The following is a 19,553-nucleotide window of genomic DNA, read 5'->3' on the forward strand; positions in this document are numbered from 1 at the left end:
TGCCCTCCCGGTTTCCACGTGGTTTTCCTGCCACCGACGAGGATTCGCCGGTGTCTTGATCGCGCGTCACGTTACCGTGCCACCCCCGGGCGAGCGCTTCCGGTTCGTCGGCGCGTCCGACGGTCAAGCCGCCACCGGGGTGACCGGGCCGTTCCCGGTCAGCACGCCGACCACGTTGCGCGCGGCGAGCTCGGCCATCGCCGTGCGCGTCTCCTCGGTCGCCGAGCCCAGGTGCGGGACGAGCACCGCGTTGTCCAGCTCCAGCAGCTCCGGGTGCACGGCCGGTTCCTCCTCGAACACGTCCAGCCCGGCCGCGGCGATCCGGCCCGCGCGCAGCGCCGCGGCCAGCGCCGCCTCGTCCACCACCGGGCCGCGGCTGGTGTTCACCAGCACCGCGGACGGTTTCATCGCGGCCAGCGCGGCGGCGTCGATCAGGTGCCGGGTCCCGTCGGTCAGCGGGCAGTGCAGCGAGACCACGTCGGACTCGCGCAGCAGCTCCTCCTGCGGCAGGAACCGGGCGTCGAGCTCGGACTCCACCGCGTCGGTGGCCCGGCGACGCCCGGAGTAGGCGATGCGCATGCCGAACGCGCGCGCCCGGCGGGCCACGGCCTGCCCGATCCCGCCGAGGCCGATGATCCCCAGCGTCTTGCCCTGCAAGCCCGTGCCAAGCATGAACCCGAGGTGGAAGAACCACGGCGTGCCGGAGCGGATCAGCCGCTCCCCCTCGCCGAGCCTGCGGGTCGCCATCAGCACCAGCGCGAACGCGAGATCGGCGGTGGCGTCGGTCAGCACTCCGGGCGTGTTCGTCACGGTGACGCCACGGCCGGTCAGCGCGGGCACGTCCAGGTTGTCGTAGCCGACGGCCACGTTCGCCACGACCTTGAGCTGCGGGCCCGCGGCGTCGGCGACCGCGGCGTCCACCCGGTCGCCGAGCATCGCGACGACCGCGTCGGCCCCGGCCACTTCGCGGCGCAGGTCCGCCGGGTCCAGCGCGCTGTCCCGTTCGCAGACGTGCACCTCGCCCGCGGTGCGCAGCAGCGCCACGGCCGCTTCGGGGAGGTTCCGGGTCACGACGATCCGCACGGTGGCTCCTTCGGTGCTGTGTCGGGCGGGTGCTGCTCGGCCGGTCGCCGCCGGCCGGGGGCTGGGGATAGGTGGTGCTGCGGGTGGGCGGTGCTGCGGGTGGGCGGAGTGGGGGTCGGCGGAGTGGGGTGTCTTCAAGGTGCGGTCGGCGGAGTGCGGGTCGCCAGGTCACTGCCGTTCCGGCCGCGGCTCGCTCGGCCGCCGGGCACTCGGTGGCCGGGTGCCCGGCTGCGGGTCGCCCGGTTCCCGGACACCCGGCTGCGGCTGCTCGGTTCCCCGGTCGCCCGGCTGCGGGACGCCCGGTTCTCGGACGCTCGGCACCCGGACGCCCGGCCGCGGGACGCCCGTTCCCCGGACGCTCGGCCGCCCGTGCCCGGTCGCCCCGCGGTTCACTCCCCGCGGACGATGCCGCGCAGCTTCGGGACCCGCTCGGCCAGCACCCGCTCGGCGCCGCGCACCGTCGGCTCGTAGTAGTCGGTGCCGACCAGCTCGTCCGGCGCGTACTGCTGCTCCAGCACGCCCTCGGCGCGGTCGTGCGGGTAGCGGTAGCCCTTCGCGTTGCCGAGCTTCTGCGCGCCCGCGTAGTGCCCGTCGCGCAGGTGCGGCGGCACCGTCCCGGACTTCCCGGCGCGCACGTCGCCCATCGCCGCGTCGATCGCCGTGATCACCGCGTTCGACTTCGGCGCGGTCGCCAGGTGGATGGTGGCCTGCGCCAGCGCCAGCCTGCCCTCCGGCATCCCGATGAACTGCACGGCCTGCGAAGCGGCCACCGCGGCCTGCAGCGCCGTCGGATCGGCCATGCCGACGTCCTCGCTGGCGTGCACCACCAGGCGGCGCGCGATGAACCGCGGGTCCTCCCCCGCCTCCACCATGCGGGCCAGGTAGTGCAGCGCGGCGTCCACATCAGACCCGCGGATGGACTTGATGAACGCGCTCACCACGTCGTAGTGCTGGTCCCCGCCCCGGTCGTAGAGCACCGCGGCCCGGTTCACCGTGGCCTCCACGGTGGCCAGGTCGATCCGGCCGGAACCGGTGGACGCGGCGGACTCGGCGGCCGCCTCCAGCGCGGTCAGCGCGCGGCGCGCGTCCCCGCCGGCCAGCGCCACCAGGTGCTCCAGCGCGTCGTCGGCGAGCTCCAGCTCCCCGGCCAGCCCGCGCTCCTCGGTCACCGCGCGCCGCACCAGCTCCCGCACGTCGTCCTCGTCGAGGCTGCGCAGCTGCAGCACCAGCGAGCGGGACAGCAGCGGTGCCACTACGGAGAAGTACGGGTTCTCGGTGGTCGCGGCCACCAGCAGCACCGTGCGGTCCTCGACCGCGCCCAGCAGCGCGTCCTGCTGGGTCTTGGAGAACCGGTGCACCTCGTCGATGAACAGCACCGTCGCCTCGCCGGAGCGGCCGAGGCGGCGGCGCGCCTCCTCGATGACGGCGCGCACCTCCTTCACCCCCGACGACAACGCCGAGAGCGCCACGAACCGGCGGCCCGTCGCCCGCGATACCAGGTTCGCCAGCGTCGTCTTCCCGGTCCCGGGCGGGCCGTACAGCAGGATCGACGCGGGGGCCGCGCCCTCCACCAGCCTGCGCAGCGGCGCCCCTGCGCCCAGCAGGTGGCCTTGGCCGAGGACCTCGTCCAGCGACCGGGGCCGCATCCGCACCGCCAGCGGCGCGTTCTCGGCCAGCTTCTCCCCGGCGCGGTCCTCGGTCTCGGCGCCGAACAACCCCTCGTCGAACAGCCCGTCGCTCACCCCGTCGACGCTACCCGGGAGCCCCGACGCGGCCGCGCCAGAGGTGCCCGCTGGGGGCTCCTCCGGCGCGGCTCGCGCACGGCCGCGGTCAGCGCACGCCCGCGGGCATGGCCACCTCGGTGCGGGCGTTGTCCCGCTCGCGCTGCGCGACCCAGTTCTGCACCGCCTGGTGGCACGCCTGGTCCAGGTGCCGCACCGTGCTCAGGTCCAGGTGCACGCTCTGGTCCGCGGGCACGTTCTCCAGCCGCTCCAGCAGCCTGGGCAGCCGCAGGAAGGTGGCGTTGCCGCCGAACTCCAGGCGCAGGTACCCGTCGTCGCCCTCCTCTTCCTTGACCGACAGCCGCGACACGTCGAACGCGGTCTTGATCACCGCGGCGCCGAGGCCGATCAGGGTGCCGATGAGCAGGTCGGTGGACACGATCATCACCGCGGTCAGCACCAGCACAAGCGCCTCGGGCCGGTTCGTCCGCAGCATCTCGACGACCTTGTTCAGCTCCAGCAGCTTCCAGCCCGCTTGGATCAGCAGCGCCGCCAGCACGGCGGTCGGGATGAAGCCGAGGACTCCGGGCAGCGCCATCACGAACAGCAGCAGCCACACGCCGTGCAGCACGCGGGACGCCTTCGTCTTCGCCCCGGCGCGCACGTTCGCGCCGGACCGGACGATCACCGCGGTCATCGGCAGCGCGCCCAGCAGGCCGCACGCCGCGTTGCCCGCGCCCTGGGCGATGAGCTCCTTGTTGTACTGCGTCTTCGGCCCGTCGTGCATGCGGTCCACGGCTGCCGCGCTGAACAGGCTCTCCGCGGAGGCGATCAACGCGAACGTGATCATGGAGCCGATCACCGCGGGGGTGACCGCGGCGGCCCAGGCCTCGCCGGTGGGGATGTTGATGGTCTCCAGCAGCGAGCCGACCTCGGTCATCTTCAGCGGCAGGCCCAGCGCCCACACCCCGGCGCTGGCCACGACGACGGCGACGAGCGCGGCGGGGATGCCGCGCACCTTCTCCGGCATCTTCTGCCAGCCGAACAGGATCACCAGGGTGACGACGGTGACGCCGAGCCCGGCGAGCCCCTGCGGGGTGGTGAACATGGCGACGACCAGGCCGGGCAGGCCGGCGAACTTCTCCGCGGTGTGCGCGGGCTGCTCCAGCCCGCCCACCGGGTACAGCTGCCCGAGCATGATCACGAGGCCGATGCCGGCCAGCATGCCCTGCACGACCGAGGGCGAGATCGCCCGGAACCAGGTCCCGATGCGGCCGATGCCCATCACGATCTGCATCAGCCCGGCACCGAGCACGATCACCCCGAGCGTGCCGAGGCCGTGCTCGGACACCGCCGAGGCGACCAGCACGGTCAGGCCCGCGGCGGGACCGCTGACCTGCATGGTGCTGCCGGGCAGCAGGCCCACCACGATGCCGCCGATGACGCCGGTGATGATGCCCAGCTCGGCGGGCACGCCGGAGGCGACGGCGACGCCGACGCACAGCGGCAGCGCCACCAGGAACACCACCAGGGATGCGCCGAAGTCGGCGCCGAAGGTCCCCTTGGGCCACTGCGGGACTCCGGAACCGGTGCGCCGCTCGGCGGACGCGTTGGTCTGAGTGGTCACGATGCACTCTCCGTTGATGTCTGAGGGGTAGACGCCCGCGGCCGCGTTCGCACGCGGTCGGGCGCTGAGCGGCGGGCCACGGCCGTGGCGCGCGAGCCCGCGGGAGCGCCGCAGGTCGGTCGCGCGCGGCAGGCGGCCGCGCCCGTTCCGCTCGGGAGGACCGGCGTTCCGCGCGATCGCGGGACGCCGAGATCGGAACCGCCGGTGCGCGCCCCTTTCCGAGCGCGCACCCCGACGGATCCGCATTGAGGTGTTCGGTTCAGCGAATTGCGCCGAATGCCGCACATACCGCGCGTCGGTGCGCGGCCGTGATCACAGCGGCAGGAAATCCACGTCGGCGGGCGAATCCGGAGTGCGGTCCGGGCTGCGGAACACGAGACCGGTGTCGATCTCGTAGAACCACCCGTGCACCCGCAGGTCGCCCTGCGCCACCCGGTCCCGGATGAACGGGTATTCGAACAGCGTGTCCAGCTGTTCCCGGACGTGGGCCTTGCTCTCGGAGCGCACCGCCGGGTCGGGCCCGACCGGCGCGGTCTGCGGCGGTTCGCCGGTGCCCAGCCAGGTCCGCAGCGCGGGCAGCTGCTCCAGGCCGCACCCGGCCACGCACTTCGCGGTCACGGCACCGCAGTGCGAATGCCCGCAGACCACGATCTCCGGAATGCGCAATTGGAGCACGGCGTACTCGATCGTCGCCATTTCGCTCGATGCGGAATCCGGGACGTAGTGCGGCACCACGTTGCCCGCGGTGCGCAATTCGAAGAGCTTTCCCGGTTCGGCCCCGGTGATGCGGGAGGGCATCACTCGCGAATCCGAACAGGTGATGAACAGCGCGACGGGCTGCTGCCCGGAAGCGAGTTCCCGACGGTGTGCTTCCGAGATCGTGCGCGGGTGCCGACGCGCGTGGTCCACCAGGTGTTCGAAATTCATTGCGCCGCCTCACTGAGCGTCGAGGGAGATCACGGTGTTTCGGTGTCCGTTCGCGGAACACCGATCAGTGCCGGTAGACCTGCAGCACTGCCGGAGCGTGTCTCTCCCGTACGCAGTGCGCGTCGCGCTGCGAGCAGGGGTGGCCGCCGAGGCGGGAGCCGAGCGGGGCGTGCCGCGCGGCGAGGTCCTCGCGGAAGGACCGCGGCAGCGGTTCCCGCGGGTCGGGCGTGCGGGTCTCGCGCCGGGACGGCGAGGTCGCCGCCGGGCGCTGGCGGACCTTCTCGCTGTGCTCCTTGATCTCGTTGGTCTTGATCTCGGAGGTGTTGCGGACCGCCAGTTCCGCGCACAGCGTCGACTGGAACGGCACGACCACGGCGAGCAGAACCGTGAACAGCAGGAACAGTCCCGCCCTCACGATCCTGATACGCATGGTGCCTCCTGGGGCGACGTGCACTGGTGGCCTGCGGCCGATGGGGATGTCGGGGGCGACGGTGCCCGGCCGATACGTCCCGTGACTCGGAGGTTCCCGCACGAGTGCGGCGGGATTCGCTCCGCTGTCCGCATCCGAGGCGACTCCACTGCGGGAAGGCGCCTTCCGGTTGCTCGACACAACGTATCCGACTCACCCAGTGTAAATGCAAGGGTGATCATCGCCCTAAAGATGAAGAAAGATTAATGCGCACAATCGGACCTCCACCCGGAGGGCGCAAGCGAGGCACTCGAACAGCGCTCCACATGCACGTTTCGCTACCTGTGCTGGACCAGAAACCGAAACTTGAACCCGTTCGAGTACATCGGGGGCGGCACGATTCATCTCGATGAGATCTCAACGAAATCCGGATGTCCAGCCCGTGACGCCGGGATCACGTCGACGTGAACGGCCCCGCGCACGGTTGGGTGGCCGAGGTCCGGGAAGGAAGAGCGCTACTTCTCCTCGTCGCGGAACGCCGGGTAGCGCAGCAGCTGCAGCGCGCCCGCCCCGAACCGCTCCACCAGGGCGTCGACCATCGAGGAGGCGTAGCCGGCCAGCCCCGGTTCACCGCACTCCACGGCGTCGTCCCGCAGCTTGCGCCAGCGGTCCACCAGCGCGGTGCTCCGCCGCGGCGAGGGCATGTGCAGGTCGATCGGCCGGTCCGACTCACCCGTGCGCGGCAGGAACCACCACGTCGAGACCCACACCCACAGCACCTGCGCGTCGAACAGGCGGGGCAGCAGCACCTCGTCGTCGTCGAGCTCCGGCCACACCTCGGCGATCTCCGAGCGCCAGGTCGCCAGCATCCCGTCCGACAGGTTCTCCGGCAGCGAGTACGAGCACCAGGACGACGGGAACGGGTACTGCAGGTACGCCGCGTCCAGCGCGACGTCCCGCACGCAGCCCCACTCGAAGTCCAGGAACCGCACCCCGGTACCGGTCACCAGGCTGTTGTCCGGGCAGATGTCCGAGGGGCTGAACGAGCGGTAGCGGCTCTGGTCGAGCAGCTCCGCCGCCGACTGCAGCCGGGCCGACACCTCCGGCGGGGTGCGCACGCCGAGGGACTGCTCGATCAGCTCCGGCAGGTCCTCCAGCGACCGCACGATGTCCTCGGCCACCGGGTCCGCGCAGGACTTGGCGCCCACCCGGCGCATCAGCGCTTCGAAGTCGGCCTCTCGGCCGGCCAGCGTCGTGTGCAGCCTGCCCAGCGCCCGCGCCCACGCCAGCAGCGCCCGCTCGGCGGCCCGCGGGTCCTCGCCGAACAGCACGTCCTCTAGCGTGGAACCGCGGCCCAGGTCCTCCAGCACGAGCAGCCGGCGTTCGGCGTCGTGCGCGATCAGCTCGGGACCGACGCGGATCTCCGGGGGCAGCGCGGTCGCCAGCTGGCAGCTCGCCGCCTCGTGCGCGAACGGATCGGAGCGGGCTTCCTCCGGGCATTCCCCGTAGTGCTTAAGCACCAGGGTGCGCGGCAGCTCGTACGGCGTCTCGGCTACGCGCACGCGGAGCACGACGGAGCGCTCGCTGCCACCGAGGTCCTCGGCGTCGGCGAGCCGGACCGGGGCTCCCATGCGCTTGCTGAGCACGGCTTCGGCGGTGCCGACGGTGTCGGTCACCGTGGTGCTGGCGGGCACACGGACCTCCGGAGGGCCGGAAGTGATCTCCACGCTCATCGTCTCCAGACACTACCCCCACAACCTGAACCCGAACGGGCAAGACCGGTCAAGTACGCCACCGCTGGTAGCGGCGCGCGCACCGCACGTGCTCGCTCGGCTGAACCCCACCTGCGCCGGCGGGTACCCGGAACCGGGCCCGCGAGACCGTCGCGCACCGGTCCGGCGCTCCCACGTCATCCCGACGGAACCGAGCCGCGCTCGCGTTGCATCGTTTCGCGCGCGAACCGGCTCCGGGCGACGAACGGGGCCGCGCTGCTCGTGCAGCGCGGCCCCGCACCTGCTGTCGGCCCGGCGGCCGCCGGGTCAGCTCTGCTTCTCGGTGAGCTGCTCGGTCGGCACCGGGTCGGTGCCCTTCGCGGCCGGCTTGGCGTCCACCCCGGCCTCCTTGCGCTGCTCCGCCGTGATCGGGGCGGGCGCGGAGGTCAGCGGGTCGAAACCGCCGCCGCTCTTCGGGAAGGCGATGACCTCGCGCAGCGAGTCGGCCCCGGCCAGCAGCATGCAGATCCGGTCCCAGCCGAGGGCGATGCCGCCGTGCGGCGGCGGGCCGAACTTGAACGCGTCGAGCAGGAAGCCGAACTTCTCCTGCGCCTGCTCCTCGGAGATGCCCAGCACCGAGAACACCCGCTCCTGCACGTCCGCGCGGTGCACGCGGATGGAGCCGCCACCGATCTCGTTGCCGTTGCAGACGATGTCGTAGGCCCAGGCCAGCGCGTGCTCCGGGTCCTCGTCGAACGTCTCCGCCCAGTCCGCGTTCGGCGCGGTGAACGGGTGGTGCACCGCGGTCCAGCGGCCGCTGCCCACCGCGACGTCGTCGCTGTCGGCGATCAGCGCGAACATCGGCGCGTCCACCACCCACACGAACGACCAGGCGTCGTGGTCGATCAGCCCGCAGCGCTCGCCGATCTCCAGCCGCGCGGCGCCCAGCAGCGCGCGCGAGGGGGACCGCTCGCCCGCGGCGAAGAACACGCAGTCACCGGGGTTGGCGCCGACCGCCGCGACCAGGCCGTCGCGCTCGGCGTCGGACAGGTTCTTGGCGACCGGGCCGGACAGGGTGCCGTCCTCGCCGACCAGCACGTAGGCCAGGCCCTTTGCGCCGCGCTGCTTCGCCCAGTCCTGCCAGGCGTCGAGCTGCCGCCGCGGCTGGCTGCCGCCGCCCGGCATGACGACCGCACCAACGTAGGGCGCGCGGAACACCCGGAACGGGGTGTCGGCGAAGTACTCGGTGAGCTCGGTGAGCTCCAGCCCGAAGCGCAGGTCCGGCTTGTCGCTGCCGTAGCGGGCCATCGCGTCCGCGTAGGTCATCCGCGGGATCGGCAGCGGGATCTCGTGCCCGATCAGCTTCCACAGGCCGGCGACGATCCGCTCGCCGAGCTCGATGACGTCGTCCTGCTCGACGAAGCTCATCTCGATGTCGAGCTGGGTGAACTCCGGCTGCCGGTCGGCGCGGAAGTCCTCGTCGCGGTAGCAGCGCGCGATCTGGAAGTAGCGCTCCATGCCGCCGACCATGAGCAGCTGCTTGAACAGCTGCGGCGACTGGGGCAGCGCGTACCAGGAACCGGGCTGCAGGCGCGCGGGCACCAGGAAGTCGCGGGCGCCCTCCGGGGTGGAGCGGGTCATCGTCGGCGTCTCGATCTCGACGAAGTCCCGCTCGTGCAGCACCTCGCGGGCGACCCGGTTGATGTCGCTGCGCAGCCGCATGATCCGGGCGGGGCCGGAGCGGCGCAGGTCCAGGTAGCGGTGCTTGAGGCGGATCTCCTCGCCGACCTCGAGGTGCTCGTCCAGCGGGAACGGCAGCGGCGCGGACTCGGAGAGCACTTCGAGCTCGGTGGCGTAGACCTCGATCTCGCCGGTGCCGATCTCGGTGTTCTCGTTGCCCTCGGGCCTGCGCACCACGTCACCGGTGATCCGGACGCAGAACTCGGCGCGCAGCCGGTGGGCGCGCTCGGCCATCTCGCCTTCGCGGAAGACCACCTGGGCGACGCCCGAAGCGTCGCGGAGATCGATGAAGATCACTCCACCGTGATCGCGGCGGCGCGCAACCCAGCCTGCCAAGGTGACGGACTGCCCGGCATGACCGGCGCGAAGCGATCCGGCCTCGTGCGTGCGCATCACGGGTACTGAGCTCCTCTTCAGGTCGACGAATGCGACAACCGCCCTGCGGCGGTGCTGCGACGTCCGGGCGCGGCACGGCTCGGTGGCGACCGCGGACGTGAGAGTCATCAGGCTATCCAACGTGGCAGGCGCGCCGTCCAGCAGGTTTCCGCGCGCCGGTGCCGGTTTCGGCGGACCACCCCCGACGTGGTGCGCGGCGCCGGGTTTCCGGCATTCGCGTTCCGGCCGATCCGCTCGATCCGCGAACCGCGGTCCGAGAACGGCACCGGGAGTTCCGGTTCGCGCACTCGGCGAAGTGGAGAGGGCCGGGCGGAGCAAAGGACGCTCGGCTGAACACAAAGCGCGCGAATTCGCCTCACACTTTAGTAGGTGGGTGGAACCGAAACTTGATCGTTGCGTGGCTGAGTCTCACTCATTAGCGTAAGTTCGCGAGTTCGGCGGACACGAGGAGTAACCATGACCGGTCCGAAGACCGACATCCGTTCCACGTCGCGCACAGCCGTCCGCAGCGAGCCCGCCCCACAGGTATCGCCCGAGCTCGCTGATCTCCTGCGAACCGGACCGTTCGAGGTGGCGCTGCGCGCGGCGATCCGCGCCAGCAGGCTGAGCCTGGAACGCATCCAGCACCGCCTCCAGACCCGCGGCACGCCGGTGAGCATCACCGCGCTGAGCTACTGGCAATCCGGCCGCAGGCGGCCCGAACGCCCCGACTCGCTGCTCGCGCTGCAACAGCTGGAGAACGTGCTGGGCATCCCGGACGGCGCGCTGTCGGCCCTGCTCGGCCCGCCGCGACCACGGGGCCGCACCCGGCAGGCCGCGCACGACGCGCCGCCGCTGAGCGAGCTGTGGTCCGAGAACGAGTCCGCGGTGGAGCTGCTGACCAGGATCGACACCACGCACGACAGCAAGCTGACCCGGCTGTCGCAGCACGACGTGGTGCACATCGACGCCTACGGCGATCAGCGCATGGTGCGCGCCAGCAAGCTGGTGCGCGCCGAGGCGAACGGGGCGGACCGCTGGGTGGTGATGTTCGACGGCGCGTCGACCAGCCCGGTATCACCGACGATCCGGCCGCTGCGGTCCTGCCGCATCGGGCAGGTGCTCACCGACCACGCCCGGGACGTGATCGTGGCGGAGCTGCTGTTCGACCGGCCGCTCGAGCGCGGCGAGACGATGCTGCTCGAGTACGAGATCTCGGACATGCCGACCGGCGCGAACGAGCCGGAGTACACGTTCTGCCGGTTGTTCCGGCTGCCGGTGCGGCAGTACGTGGTGGAGCTGGAGTTCGACCCGGCCTGCCCGCCCGACCACGTGGAGAGCTTCGTCGGCGATTCGGCCGCGAACGAGGTGGCACCGCCGAAGCCGTTGTCGCTGGACCGGCACGCCCGCACGCACGCGGTGACGCTGGACTTCGGCATGGGCGTGTTCGGCGTCCGCTGGCAACCGTCGCGCCGCGCCCTGCTCGACGGGCGCTGAGCCTCCGCGCACCCCCGCTTCCCGACGGCCTCCGGTTCCACCGGGGGCCGTCGAAGCATGTACGGGCCCCGCCGGGGCAGCCCGGGACGGCTGTCGCGGCAGGCGCTGCGGGCCGAGCCGAGCCGCGGCACGGGCGGCCGCAGCGGACCGAGCCGACGGGCCGCGACGGGGCACGGGCAGCCGCGACGGGCGGCCTGGCTAACCCGAGCGGACGCCGAGCGTTCGGACGGGCGGCCGCACGGGCACGACTCCGCCGGACGGGTCGGCGACGGCAGCTCCCGGCGCCCGAACCGCGCCTGCCGGTGTTCGTGCCGCCGCAATCACCTGACTCGGTCACTCGTTCAGCGGATCAGCTTCCGACACTCAGAGTAGTCATCTTCCCTTCGAAATGAATCATCGACCAGGGATTTCAGCCAGGGGCAGGATTAGTTCACGCAGAAGAACTCAGTGCATCCGACCTACTTTAGTAGGTATTTCGACAACGATTTTCAGCGCCGGATCGCGAGTCCGGAAATCACCGGGCCGAACCGGGAAACCACGAGTCCCCCGACCGCGGATTCACCGGCGGCGCCGATTCCGCCGAAGTTGGACCAGACCTCTGCCCCGAGGCGGCCCCGGCTCACAACAGCGTGAGCTGATCGGCACCACCGCCTCCCCCGGCCGGCGCCGCACTCCCCGCCACCAGGCGGAACCCGTCGTCCGGCCGGTCGGTGCACATCCCGTGCCGCCGCTGCGCGGCCCGCACCCGCTCGACCACGCCGTCCCGGTAGGACTTCGGCGGATGGGCGCCGTGGCGGTACAGCCGCTCGTACAGCGGCAGCAGATCGGGACGCCGCTCGCTCAACCAGGCGTGGTACCACTCCCGCGCGCCGGGGCGCAGGTGCAGCACCAGCGGCGTGATGCTCGTGGCGCCCGCCGCCACCAGCGCGGCGACCGTCTCCTCCAGCTGCTCCGGCGCGTCGCTGAGGCCCGGCAGGATCGGCGCCATCATCACCGAGCAGCCCACGCCCGCCTCGGTCAGCCTGCGCACCACGTCCAGTCGCCGCGCCGGCGCCGGAGCACCCGGTTCGACCTCCCGCCACACCCCCTCGTGCAGCGAGCCGAGGGACACCGCCACCGAGACCGGCGCGACCCGGGCCGCCTGCCGCAGCAGCTCCAGGTCCCGCAGGATCAACGTGCCCTTCGTCAGCACCGAGAACGGGTTCGCCCGGTCCCGCAGCGCGGCGATGATCTCCGGCATCAGCCGGTACCGCCCCTCCGCGCGCTGGTACGGATCGGTGTTGGTGCCCATCGCGATCGGATCACCGGCCCAGCGCGGGTGGGCCAGCTCCCGCCGCACCAGGGCGCCCGCGTTCACCTTCACCACGATCTTGCTGTCGAAGTCACGACCCGAGTCGAGGTCCAGGTAGGTGTGCGTCCGGCGCGCGAAGCAGTACCGGCAGGCGTGCGAGCAGCCCCGGTACGGGTTGATCGTCCAGCGGAACGGCACACCGGACTCCCCCGGCACCCGGTTGATGATCGTCTTCGCCTGCACCTCGATCGCGATCGCCTCGTCCGTCCCCGCGGCCACCGGGCCCGGTCCCGGCTCCGCGAGCCCGGCCCGGCCGCCGCCGCGACCTTCGTCCAGGTCCAGCGGCAACCGCTGGTCCGCCCCCGCCGTTCGCTGCTTCTCCCACCGCATGATTCGAGTCGAACACACATTCGATTCGGTGTCCAGGGGTCGCACCTCACTCGATCGAGCTGCATCCGACGGCCGGTGCGCTGCGGTGATCGTGCGACGGCGGAGAGTCGATGCGGCCCCGGCGCCACCCCATACGATTGGCGGGTGACCGACGTGCCTCCAGCAGGGTCTCCCGGCGGCGGAGAGCATCGCCGACCTCGCCCCGGCCGACCCCGGCCCCCGCGCCGCCCCGGACCGGAGGAAGGCGGACCGCCGCCCGGCCCCCGAGCCCAGCCCCCGCCCCGGGGAGAACCCGGCGAGCCGCGGACCGGACCGCATCCCGCGCAACCGGGCCGCCCGGCCGATCCCGACGCGACCGGGCCCCGCGGCAGGCGGCGACGCCCGGACGAACCGAGCGGCGACACCGGCGGCCCCGAACCGGGCAGGCGCAGGCGCAGCGAGGAGCCCGGCCCCCGCGAACCCGCGCCCGGCGGCGAACGCAGGCGCAGCGGCCCCGGCACTCCCGCGGATCCCGGGCGCCGCCGCGACCCGAGGCGGAACCCGGACGAGGGCCCCGGAGATCCCGGGCGCGCACGCGCACGTCGGCGTCCACCGGGCGACCGCACCGAGCGGACCGGGGCCCGCGCGGCGGCCGGACCGGACGACGGCACGCGCGCCGAGGCACCGCCCGCCGACCCCGGCCCGAGCACCGGCGCCACCGCCATCGGACACGGACACGGACACGGACACGGACACGGACACGGACACGACGGTCCTCCCGCCTCCCGCACCGTCAAGCGCGTGCTCGCCGTCGCCCTGGTGCCGTTCGCGCTCGCCGCGATCATCGGCACCCTGCTGCTCTACCCGTTCGGCCACCAGCAGCGCACCGGCGCCGACCTGGGCCTCGGCCAGTACCCGGTGAACGGCGAGGTGGTGGCCTCCGCGGCGGGCGGCTGCGGTGACTCGGGCGGCTGCGTCACCCTCCAAGTGCGGATGTCGGACGGGCCGACCCCGGGCCGGACCATCGCCCAGGTGATGCCCGTCGAGCCCGGCACGCCGCGGTTCGCGGTCGGCGACCGGGTGGTGCTGTCGTACGCGGGCGCCAACCCGGAGGAGGAGTCGTCCTACCAGGTGGTGGACTTCCAGCGGGGCAGTCCGCTGCTGGTGCTCGGCCTGGTGTTCGCGGTGGCGGTGCTGCTGCTGGGCCGCTGGCAGGGCCTGGCGGCGCTGGGCGCGCTGGTGCTGAGCTTCGTGGTGCTGATCGGGTTCGTGCTGCCCGCGATCCTGGCCGGGGAGAACCCGCTGCTGGTGTCCGTCGTCGGCTCCGGCTTGATCATGTTCGTGGTGCTGTACCTGACGCACGGGTTCTCCGCGCGCACCTCGACGGCGGTGCTCGGCACGCTGCTGAGCCTGGCGCTGATCGGCGGGCTCAGCGTGCTGTTCTCGGCGACGACGCAGCTGACCGGGCTCGACGACGACACCTCGACCCTCATCGCCGCGCTGGGCACGCCGATCGACGCGCGGGGGCTGCTGCTGGCGGGCATCGTGATCGGCGCGCTGGGCGTGCTCGACGACGTGACGGTCACCCAGACGAGCGCGGTGTGGGAGCTGCGGCGGGCCGATCCGACGATGGGCTGGCGGAAGCTCTACCAGGCGGGGCTGCGCATCGGGCGGGACCACGTGGCGTCGGCGGTGAACACGCTGGTGCTGGCGTACGCGGGTGCGTCGCTGCCGCTGCTGCTGGCGTACTCGCTGTCGGGCCGCGGCTTCGGCGAGGTCATCAGCACCCAGGCGGTCGCCCAGGAGGTGGTGCGCACCTTGGTGGGCAGCATCGGCCTGGTCGCCGCGGTGCCGATCACCACGCTGATCGCGGCGCTGGTCGCGTCCCGCGAAACGGGCGGGACCCGCGCGTAGCACCCGGGTGCACGGCCCGCCCGGCGAGCGGGCCGCGCACCCGATCAGTCGAGGGTGGTGACGAAACCGGCGACGGCCTGCGGGTTCAGCTTCTGCGCCATCCGCCCCTGCGGGGCCAGCGAGGCGAGCCGGTACAGCGGGCGGGCCGCCGCGCCGTCGCCCCTCGCTTCGGACTTCAGCTGGGCCACGACCAGTTCGGAGAGCACCAGCGCGTGCGTGTCCCCGATGGACGCCAACGCGTCGGCGATGCGCCGCAGCGCCAGCACGCCGAGCTCGCGCCCGCCGGTGCCCGCGTACATCGCCAGCGCCACCGACACGGCCTTGCCCTTCGGCGGTCCACCGACCAGCAGGCTCACCGTCCGCATCCCGCGCACGTCGGTGATCACCAGGTCGAGCCGGTCCGCCGTCCGCAGGTCCACCGTCCGGGTGCCCAACGCCCGCACCGAGACCGAGCCGCCGTGCAGCCAGGTCGTCTTGCGGGATTCGCTGAGCGCGAGCAGCAGCAGCGGCACCGCCACCACCGCCGTGCCCACCGCGAACCCGACCGGGCCCGCGACGAGCCCGACGATCCCGCCGAACGCGGCGGCCACCACCAGCGCGGCGATCACCACGTTGCGGGCGCGCTTGCGCACGGTGGCGCGGTCCAGCAGGTCCAGCCCGACGGTCTCGACGGGCGCGTCCGCGGGTTCGGTCATAGCTCGGCCACGGCCGCGGCGACCTGGGTGACCAGCTCGTCCAGCGGCACCGCCCGCTGTTCGCCGGTGCCGAGGTCCTTGAGCTGCGCGCTGCCCGCTTCGACGTCGCGCTCGCCGAGCACCAGCGCGAACCGGGCGCCGGAGCGGTCGGCGGCCTTCATCGCACCCTTGAGTCCCTTGCCGCCGTAGGCGACGTCGGTGCGCACCCCGGCGTCGCGCAGGCCCGCCGCGACGGTGACGAGGCGCCGCTTCGCGGCCTCGCCCAGCGGCACGCAGTACACCTCGCACCGGGTCCGATCCCCGACCTCGATGCCCTCGGCCTGGCAGGCCAGCAGGGTGCGGTCCACGCCGAGGCCGAAGCCGATGCCGGACAGCTCCGCGCCGCCGAGCTCCGCCATCAGCCCGTCGTAGCGGCCACCGCCGCCGATGCCGGACTGGGCGCCGAGCCCGTCGTGCACGAACTCGAAGGTGGTCTTGGTGTAGTAGTCCAGGCCGCGCACCAGCCGCGGGTTCTCCACGAACGCGACGCCCAGGTCGGTCAGGTGCTGCTTGACCTGCTCGTAGTGCTCCTTCGACTCCGCCGACAGATGGTCCACCATCAGCGGGGCGTCGGCCACCAGCTCGCGCACCTCGGGCCGCTTGTCGTCCAGCACCCGCAGCGGGTTCAGCTCGGCGCGCTGCCGGGTCGCCTCGTCCAGCGGCAGCCCGCCGAGGAATTCCTGCAGCTTCGCGCGGTAGTCCGGCCGGCAGGCGGCGTCGCCGAGGGAGCTGAGCTCGATGCGGTAGCCGGTGAGGCCGAGCCGCTTGTAGCCCTCGTCGGCGATGGCGATCACCTCGGCGTCCAGCGCCGGGTCGTCCACGCCGATCGCCTCCACCCCGACCTGCTGCAGCTGCCGGTAGCGCCCGGCCTGCGGCCGCTCGTAGCGGAAGAACGCGCCGCTGTACTGCAGCTTCACCGGGAGCTGCCCGCGGTCGAGGCCGTGCTCGATGACCGAGCGGATCACGCCCGCGGTGCCCTCGGGGCGCAGCGTCACCGAGCGGCCGCCGCGGTCGGCGAAGGTGTACATCTCCTTGCTGACCACGTCGGTGGATTCGCCGACGCCGCGCGCGAACAGGGTGGTGTCCTCGAACAGGGGCAGTTCGACGTAGCCGTACCCGGCGCGGCGGGCCGCGGCGGCGAGCGTGTCGCGCACGGCGAGGAACCCGGCGGATTCCGGCGGGTAGTACTCGGGAATGCCCTTGGGGGCGGTGAAGGTGCTCATCAGGGGTGCTTCGCTGTCCTCAAGCTGGGTGGGTCACCGGTCGGCGGGAGCCAGGTCCTGCAGGAACGGGTTGCTCGCGCGCTCGCGGCCGATGGTGGTGGTGGGTCCGTGGCCGGGCAGGACGACCGTGTCGTCGACGAGCGGCAGGATGCGCGTGCGCAGCGTGTGCAGCATCGTCCCGTGGTCGCCGCCCGGCAGGTCGGTGCGTCCGATGGCGCCGGCGAACAGGGTGTCCCCGGCCAGCAGCAGCCGACCGCCCTCCTCCGTGCCGACGCCGAACAGCACCGACCCGCCGGTATGGCCGGGGCTGTGCGTGACGCCGAGTTCGAGCCCGGCGAGCTCCAGCACGTCGCCGTCGCCGAGGTCCCGGACGTCGCCGGGCGCGACCAGCGGCGGCAGCGCCTCGAACAGCTCGGCGCCCTGCGGGCCCATCGAGGCGGCGGGATCGGTGAGCATGTACCGGTCGGCCGGGTGGATCCAGGCGGGCACGTCGTGCGCGCGGCACACCTCGCCCGCGGAGAAGACGTGGTCGAAGTGCCCGTGGGTGAGCAGCACCGCCACCGGGTCGAGCCGGTGTTCGCGCAGCTGCTCCTCCAGCGCCTCGGTCGCCTCCTGGCCGGGGTCGACGATGACGCAGTCCGCGCCGTCGCCCGCGGCGAGCAGGTAGCAGTTCGCCTGCAGAGGTCCGGCGGGGAACCCGAGCACCAGCACGCGTGCGCCTTTCGTCGTCCAACACGAGAGATCATCGACCGCCGCGGACGGGCGGGCCGTGGCCTGTTCAGCCTAGAACATCGTCCCGCACGGTCTGCCGGTTCCGTGGAACCGGGCGGCCCATAAACTCACGGTGTCCTGATCGTGTCGGAGCCCCCGGGGAGGGAGCAGGTGCCGAGCAACGAACAACGTCGCCAGAACGCCAAGCGCAAGCTCGAACGGCAGTTGGAGCAGCGTGCGGAGCAGGCGAAGCGACGTCGGATGATGACTCTCGGCGCCACGGTGCTGGTGGTCATCCTGGCCGTGGCGGGCGTCGTGTACTTCATCAACAGCAGCGGTGAGTCGGAGGCGGCGGCACCGAGCTGCGTCTACCAGCCGACCCCGGGTGAGCCCGCGGCGAAGCCGGTCGACCTCCCGGAGTCCCCTGGCGCGGATGCGCCGAAGACCCAGCAGGTGACGCTGAGCACCGGCCAGGGCGCCATCCCGGTCACGCTGGACTACGCCAAGGCGCCGTGCGCGGCGAACAACTTCGCGCACCTCGCGCAGTCGAAGTACTTCGACGGCACCGACTGCCACCGGCTGACGACCACCGAAGGCCTGAAGGTCCTGCAGTGCGGTGACCCGACCGGCACCGGTTCCGGCGGTCCCGGCTACTCGTTCGCCGACGAGGTCGACTCCCAGCCGACGTACCCGCGGGGCACGCTGGCGATGGCGAACTCGGGGCCGAACACCAACGGCAGCCAGTTCTTCATCGTCTACGGCGACTCGCAGCTGCCGCCGAAGTACACGGTGTTCGGCACCGTCGGCGAGCCCGGCCTGCAGGTCGTGGACAAGGTCGCCGCCGCCGGTGACGACACCGGTCAGGGCGACGGGAAGCCGAAGCTGCCGGTGCACATCGACACCGCGCAGGTCGCCTGACCCGATCGCGACTCGGCCGAGGGCCGCGGGACCGGACGGTTCCGCGGCCCTTCGCCGTCCGGGGCCTATTCGGGTGCGTCCGGGAGGCCTAGGCTCGGACCGATCGGAGGTGCGCAGGTGATCGACGTGGCGGCGCTGGACCCGGCCGATCCCGGTTTCGTCGCGGACCCCTACCCGGTCTTCCGCGCGCTGCGCGAGCGGGGACCGCTGCACCGGCACGAGGCGTGGGGCGCGCACGTCGCCGTCTCGCACGAGCTGTGCTCGGCGGTGCTGCGGCACCGCGACCTGCGGCGGGTGTGGGTGGACCGGGTTCCGCAGCGGGAGTTCGCGGCGTTCAACGCGCTGCACCGGCTCAGCATGCTGGAGAACGAGCGGCTGCACGGCAGGTTGCGCGCGGCCGTCGCCCCGCTGTTCCACCGCCGCGCCGTCGCCGCGATGCGCGCCACCACCACCGAGCTCGTCCGCCCGCGCCTGGACCGGCTGCGCGCCGAGATCGACGAGCACGGCCGCGCCGACCTGATGTCCGCGCTGGCCGGGCCGCTGCCGGTGGACGTGATCGCCGCGCTGCTCGGCTTCCCGCTCGCCGACGGCCCGCTGCTGCGGGACTGGTCGAACCGGATCGTGCGGATGTACGAGCCGGAGCTCGACGACGCGGGCCGCCGGGACGCGGAGCTGGCCGCGGGCGAGTTCCGCGAGCACGTCGCCGGGCACGTCGAACACCGCCGCGCGCACCCCGGTGACGATCCGCTGAGCGCGCTCGTCGGCACCGGCGCGCTGGACCGCGACGAGCTGGTGGCGACCTGCGCGCTGCTGCTGATGGCCGGGCACGAGGCCAGCGTGAACGGCATCGGCAACGCCGTCGTCGCGCTGCACGACCGGCCCGCGCAGTGGCGCCTGTTCCGCGGGCTCGGCCCGGACGCGGTGGGCACCGCCGTGGACGAGCTGCTGCGCCACGACACCCCGAACCAGCTGTTCGAGCGCACCGCGGTGCACCCGGTGGAGCTGGCCGGGACCCGGGTCGAGGCGGGCGAGAAGGTGGTGGTGCTGCTGGGCGCGGCGAACCGGGACCCGGCCGCGTTCACCGCCCCGGACGAGCTGGACCTGACCCGGGCCCCGAACCCGCACCTGGCGCTCGGCCTCGGCATGCACTACTGCCTGGGGGCACCGCTGGCCCGCCTGGAGATCGGCGTCGTGCTGGCCGAGTTCGCCGCCCGCTTCCCCGATTACGCCCTGCTGGAGCGCCCCCGCCGCGCGGCCGCCTTCGCGATCCGCGGCTACCAGCGGATCGACATCACGGCCTGA

15 protein-coding genes are annotated in these 19,553 nt (G+C 72.8%); 4 read left to right on the forward strand and 11 right to left on the reverse strand.

The window, feature by feature from the left end:
- Positions 1–123: 123 nt before the first annotated feature.
- From ABZ805_RS08315 to aspS, 7 genes are all read right to left on the reverse strand, one after another.
- Positions 124–1,083, reverse strand: coding sequence for a D-glycerate dehydrogenase (locus tag ABZ805_RS08315; RefSeq protein WP_358436246.1), 960 nt, complete (start codon positions 1,081–1,083; stop codon positions 124–126).
- Between the two features lie 389 nt (positions 1,084–1,472).
- On the reverse strand, positions 1,473–2,825 hold the full coding sequence (locus ABZ805_RS08320; RefSeq protein ID WP_358436248.1) for a replication-associated recombination protein A: 1,353 nt from the start codon (positions 2,823–2,825) through the stop codon (positions 1,473–1,475).
- Between the two features lie 88 nt (positions 2,826–2,913).
- Positions 2,914–4,431: a SulP family inorganic anion transporter gene (locus ABZ805_RS08325; RefSeq protein ID WP_358436251.1), complete on the reverse strand. Its 1,518-nt coding sequence runs from the start codon at positions 4,429–4,431 to the stop codon at positions 2,914–2,916.
- 312 nt (positions 4,432–4,743) lie between these two features.
- The gene (locus ABZ805_RS08330; RefSeq protein WP_358436254.1) at positions 4,744–5,358 is read right to left on the reverse strand and encodes a carbonic anhydrase; all 615 of its coding nucleotides are present in this window, start codon (positions 5,356–5,358) and stop codon (positions 4,744–4,746) included.
- Between the two features lie 64 nt (positions 5,359–5,422).
- Positions 5,423–5,788 (reverse strand): hypothetical protein, encoded by a 366-nt coding sequence (locus ABZ805_RS08335; RefSeq protein ID WP_358436256.1) that lies wholly within the window; start codon positions 5,786–5,788, stop codon positions 5,423–5,425.
- A 494-nt stretch (positions 5,789–6,282) separates the two neighbouring features.
- Positions 6,283–7,500 (reverse strand): hypothetical protein, encoded by a 1,218-nt coding sequence (locus ABZ805_RS08340; RefSeq protein ID WP_358436259.1) that lies wholly within the window; start codon positions 7,498–7,500, stop codon positions 6,283–6,285.
- Positions 7,501–7,806: 306 nt separating this feature from the next.
- On the reverse strand, positions 7,807–9,615 hold the full coding sequence (gene aspS / locus ABZ805_RS08345) for an aspartate--tRNA ligase (RefSeq protein ID WP_358436262.1): 1,809 nt from the start codon (positions 9,613–9,615) through the stop codon (positions 7,807–7,809).
- 456 nt (positions 9,616–10,071) lie between these two features.
- On the opposite strand from aspS, the gene ABZ805_RS08350 reads away from it, so the two are divergent.
- Complete coding sequence (locus ABZ805_RS08350; RefSeq protein ID WP_358436265.1) at positions 10,072–11,091, forward strand: hypothetical protein; 1,020 nt, start codon at positions 10,072–10,074, stop codon at positions 11,089–11,091.
- A gap of 619 nt (positions 11,092–11,710) precedes the next feature.
- On the opposite strand, the gene ABZ805_RS08355 is transcribed toward ABZ805_RS08350, so the two are convergent.
- Entirely contained in the window at positions 11,711–12,772 is a 1,062-nt protein-coding gene (locus ABZ805_RS08355) for an Rv2578c family radical SAM protein (protein WP_358436268.1), read from the reverse strand.
- Positions 12,773–13,552: 780 nt separating this feature from the next.
- Between ABZ805_RS08355 and ABZ805_RS08360 the strand changes: the two genes are divergently transcribed.
- Positions 13,553–14,665 carry a YibE/F family protein gene (locus tag ABZ805_RS08360; RefSeq protein ID WP_358436270.1) on the forward strand — a complete coding sequence of 371 codons (1,113 nt, stop codon included), beginning with the start codon at positions 13,553–13,555 and terminating at the stop codon, positions 14,663–14,665.
- A 44-nt stretch (positions 14,666–14,709) separates the two neighbouring features.
- Here the strand turns inward: ABZ805_RS08360 and ABZ805_RS08365 are convergent, their stop codons facing one another.
- The 3 genes from ABZ805_RS08365 to ABZ805_RS08375 are packed head-to-tail and all read right to left on the reverse strand — an operon-like array spanning position 14,710 to position 17,333.
- A complete protein-coding gene (locus ABZ805_RS08365; RefSeq protein ID WP_358436272.1) occupies positions 14,710–15,360 on the reverse strand; it encodes a hypothetical protein in 651 nt (216 codons plus the stop codon).
- Entirely contained in the window at positions 15,357–16,622 is a 1,266-nt protein-coding gene (hisS, locus tag ABZ805_RS08370) for a histidine--tRNA ligase (RefSeq protein WP_358436274.1), read from the reverse strand. The genes ABZ805_RS08365 and hisS overlap by 4 nt, the downstream gene beginning before the upstream one ends.
- 33 nt (positions 16,623–16,655) lie before the next feature.
- Entirely contained in the window at positions 16,656–17,333 is a 678-nt protein-coding gene (locus ABZ805_RS08375) for an MBL fold metallo-hydrolase (RefSeq protein WP_358436276.1), read from the reverse strand.
- A 171-nt stretch (positions 17,334–17,504) separates the two neighbouring features.
- Here ABZ805_RS08375 and ABZ805_RS08380 point away from each other — a divergent pair, with 171 nt between their 5' ends.
- Together ABZ805_RS08380 and ABZ805_RS08385 are read left to right on the forward strand one after the other, a co-directional pair.
- Entirely contained in the window at positions 17,505–18,251 is a 747-nt protein-coding gene (locus ABZ805_RS08380) for a peptidylprolyl isomerase (protein ID WP_358436278.1), read from the forward strand.
- A 117-nt stretch (positions 18,252–18,368) separates the two neighbouring features.
- A complete protein-coding gene (locus ABZ805_RS08385; RefSeq protein WP_358436280.1) occupies positions 18,369–19,553 on the forward strand; it encodes a cytochrome P450 in 1,185 nt (394 codons plus the stop codon).

It is taken from the genome of Saccharopolyspora sp. NPDC047091 (genome assembly GCF_040643635.1).
Taxonomy (GTDB): domain Bacteria; phylum Actinomycetota; class Actinomycetes; order Mycobacteriales; family Pseudonocardiaceae; genus Saccharopolyspora_C.